At 69.5% G+C, this 2,865-nt stretch carries 4 protein-coding genes; 2 read left to right on the top strand and 2 right to left on the bottom strand.

From position 1 onward, the window contains the following. Positions 1–1,353: tetratricopeptide repeat protein (locus RMO04_RS12560; RefSeq protein WP_405041497.1), on the top strand; the 1,353-nt coding region annotated here is incomplete at its 5' end. On the opposite strand, the gene fliP is transcribed toward RMO04_RS12560, so the two are convergent. Both fliP and RMO04_RS12550 read right to left on the bottom strand, forming a co-directional pair. Next, complete coding sequence (fliP, locus tag RMO04_RS12555; protein ID WP_309645122.1) at positions 1,350–2,147, bottom strand: flagellar type III secretion system pore protein FliP; 798 nt, start codon at positions 2,145–2,147, stop codon at positions 1,350–1,352. The genes RMO04_RS12560 and fliP overlap by 4 nt on opposite strands. Next, positions 2,140–2,430: a flagellar biosynthetic protein FliO gene (locus tag RMO04_RS12550; RefSeq protein ID WP_309645121.1), complete on the bottom strand. Its 291-nt coding sequence runs from the start codon at positions 2,428–2,430 to the stop codon at positions 2,140–2,142. Before RMO04_RS12550 ends, fliP begins: the two co-directional genes overlap by 8 nt. A 109-nt stretch (positions 2,431–2,539) precedes the next feature. On the opposite strand from RMO04_RS12550, the gene RMO04_RS12545 reads away from it, so the two are divergent. Continuing rightward, positions 2,540–2,865: flagellar basal body protein (locus RMO04_RS12545; RefSeq protein WP_309645120.1), on the top strand; the 326-nt coding region annotated here is incomplete at its 3' end.

Raw genomic sequence — 2,865 nt, 5'->3', positions numbered from 1 at the left:
TCGCCCATGTGGAAGGCTCGCTTCGCCCGCTCCGACGCCCAGGCCGCGCTCGCGCTCGGCGACCTTACGGGCGCCGACGGCCGCATCCGCCTGGCGCTGATGGACAGGACTGAGCCGCTGGAAGAGCTGGCGACCCGACTGGTCCAGGCCCAGGTCGTCGAGGCCCAGGGACATACCGAGCGCGCGCTGCGCATCTACGCCGCCGTCGCCGGCGCGCCGATCGAGAGCCTGTCGGCGCCGGCCCTGCTGCACGCCACCCAGATCCGGCTCGAGACGAACAAGATAACCCCGCTCCAGGCCGCCAACGTCTTCGACGGCCTGCGCTACCGCTGGCGCGGCGACGCCACGGAACTCGAGACGATCCGTGCGCTAGGCCAGCTCTACCTGAACCAGGGCCGCTATCGCGAGGCGCTGGAAGCCCTGCGCTCGGCCGGTCAGCGACTGCCCGACCTGCCGGCCGCGCTCCAGCTCCAGGCCGACCTGGCCGCCGCGTTCCGCGCCCTGTTCCTGGACGGCGCGGCCGATGGCCTGGAGCCGATCCAGGCGCTCGCCCTGTTCTTCGACTTCAAGGAGCAGACGCCGCTCGGCGCCGATGGCGACCTGATGGTGCGCAAGCTGGTTCGCCGGCTGGTCGATGTCGACCTGCTGGACCAGGCCGCCACGCTTCTCAGCTACCAGGCCGACAATCGCCTTGACGGCGTGCCGCGCGCCCAGGTCTCCACGGACCTTGCCCTCATCTATCTGATGGACCGCAAGCCCGAGCGGGCCCTGCAGGTCATCAACGGGTCGCGGACCACCATCCTGCCGACCGCATTGAACAACGAACGCCGCCTGGTGGAGGCGCGCGCCCTCATGGGGCTCGGCCGCCTGGATCACGCCCTGGAGGTGATCGACCGCGATCCGTCCCGCGAGGCCGCCGACCTGCGCGCCGAAGTGGTCTGGAAACAGAGGGACTGGCCCACGGCAGGCGGCCTATTCGAGAAGGGCCTGGGCGACCGCTGGAAGCAGCCCGGCGCCCTGTCGGCCGAGGAAGAGGGCAAGCTGCTCCGCGCTGGCGTCGCCTTCAGCCTGGCCGGCGACGACGCCGCCCTCGCCCGGATGCACCAGCGCTACAGCGGCTTCTACGACCAGGCCCGCAACCCCGAGGCGCTGCGGGTGGCCCTGACCGGCGTGCCGTCCGGCCGCCTCCAGGCCGCCGACTTCGGCCGCGTCACCGCCGACAACGAGGCCTTCGCCGGCTGGGTCGACAAGATGAAGGTCCGCTTCCGCCAGAAGCCCGCGCCCGTGGGCCCGGCCAAGGCCGCGGTTCCGGCCAAACAGGCTGCCGCGGGCGCGCCCGCGGCGAAGGGCTAGCCCCCACCGCCCCCGCGCTGGAAGCTCTCGACCAGACTCCCCGCCACCAGCCGCCAGCCGTCCACCAGGACGAAGAAGATGAGCTTGAAGGGCAGGGACACCACCACCGGCGGCAGCATCATCATACCCATGCTCATCAGCACGCTGGCCACCACTAGGTCGATGACCAGGAACGGGATGAACAGCAGGAAGCCGATCTCGAAGGCGCGCTTCAGCTCCGAGATCATGAAGGCCGGCGTCACCACCTGCAGCGGCGTGTCGGCGATGGTAGCCGGGCGCTCGATCTTCGATAGGCGGATGAACAGGGCCAGGTCCTCGCGGTCCACCTGACTCAGCATAAAGGTCTTCACCGGCGCGCTGGCGGCGTCGAAGGCCGCCGGGATCTCCATCTGCTGGTCCATCAAGGGCTTGATGCCCTCGTCGTAGGACCGCTGCAGGGTCGGGCCCATGACGATGGCCGTCAGGAACAGCGCCAGGCTGATCAGCACCGCGTTCGGCGGGCTCTGCTGGAGGCCCAGCGCCGTGCGCAACAGGCCCAGCACCACGATGATCCGCACGAAGGACGTGGTCATGATCACGATCGACGGCGCCAGCGACAGCACCGTCAGCAGGCCCATGAGCTGGACGACGCGCTCGGTCAGGCCAGCCCCTGTTCCCAGGTCGATGTTCACGGCCTGGGCCGCCGCCACGGCCGGGAAGATCATGGCCGCAAGGGTGGCCAGCACCGAGAGACCCGCGGCGCGGCGCCAGTCGGCGGCGTTCAGCTTGAACAGGGCGAAGAAGGCCTTACGCATCGGGCGTCGCCTTGGGTTTGCGCGGCGCGCGGGGCGATGGGAGCAGTTGACCCTCGCCCAACAGCAGCAGGCGTTCCTGGCCATCCAGCGACACCACCACCAGCCGCCGGTTCGGATCGAGCACCAGGCTCTCCACGATGGCCAGGCGGCGTTCCTTCCGGGTGGGCGAAAACCGCGCCATGGCGTCAGGGCCGAAGCGACGCAGCCCCACCGCGGCCAGGCCGATCAGGCCCAGGGTCAGGGCGAGCGCGAAAGCCGCGCGGACGAGTTCGGCGAAGTCCATCGGGGAGGGGCGAATCCGAGGGCGGGAAGGGGGATAGCAGGGTTGGTTCAAGGGTGTGCCCCACGGCTCCTTAAGGCGCGGTTAACCCTGTTTCTTCACCATGAGCGCCATGAATCTCGCCGAAATCCCGCTGTTCGCCATGCTGAAGGGCCGGCTGGGCCACCTCAGCGAGCGCCAGCGCGTGATCTCGCAGAACGTGGCCAATTCCGACACGCCGGGCTTCACGCCCTCCGACATCAAGGCCTTCAACTTCGACGCCCAGATGAAGGGCGTGGCCATGGCTCAGGTCCAGTCGGTGACCCAGCCCGGCCACATGGTCTCGCCCAGCGCCAAGAAGGGCCTTGGCGGCCAGTTCAAGCCCGTGAAGGCGCGGGACTCCGAGACCACCCTCGACGGCAACTCGGTGGTCCTGGAAGACGAGATGCTGAAGATGGC

It is taken from the genome of Phenylobacterium sp. (assembly GCF_031412415.1).
Classification (GTDB): domain Bacteria; phylum Pseudomonadota; class Alphaproteobacteria; order Caulobacterales; family Caulobacteraceae; genus Phenylobacterium.
Note: the sequence above shows the minus strand (reverse complement) of the source record. Positions and strands in the feature narration are given on the sequence as shown.

Bases quoted from the DNA above. Each gene is read 5' to 3' on its own strand.
- fliP (WP_309645122.1), bottom strand. From the start codon at position 2,147: ATGCGTAAGGCCTTCTTCGCCCTGTTCAAGCTGAACGCCGCCGACTGG.
- RMO04_RS12550 (WP_309645121.1), bottom strand. From the start codon at position 2,430: ATGGACTTCGCCGAACTCGTCCGCGCGGCTTTCGCGCTCGCCCTGACC.